Annotated in this window: 1 protein-coding gene; it reads left to right on the top strand. The window is 48.3% G+C overall.

Annotated elements, in window-relative coordinates; genetic code table 11:
• A partial coding sequence (locus tag AB4585_RS28810; protein WP_372172206.1) for an ATP-binding cassette domain-containing protein occupies positions 1-296 on the top strand: 296 nt, incomplete at both ends.

Below are 296 nucleotides of genomic sequence, written 5' to 3'. Positions count from 1 at the left end.
ATGTTCGAGACGGTTGAGCAAATTGTACTGCAGCAAGCAGGCTACTACGGCGTATCGCGCGCCGATGCAAAAGAGAGAGCGAAGAAGTACCTCTCTCAGCTTGAATTGTGGGATAAGCGCAGTGACAGAGCGAGAACATTATCAGGGGGCATGAAGCGTCGCTTAATGATAGCTCGCGCTCTGATGCATGAGCCTAAGTTACTTATTCTTGATGAGCCTACTGCGGGTGTTGATATCGAGTTAAGGCGCTCTATGTGGGAGTTCTTGCAGAAGATCAATAAAGAAGGCATCACTAT

This window comes from Vibrio sp. 10N.222.49.C9, from assembly GCF_041474985.1.
In the GTDB taxonomy this organism is placed as follows: Bacteria; Pseudomonadota; Gammaproteobacteria; order Enterobacterales; family Vibrionaceae; genus Vibrio; species Vibrio crassostreae_C.
This window is presented reverse-complemented; position numbering and strand designations above follow the sequence as displayed.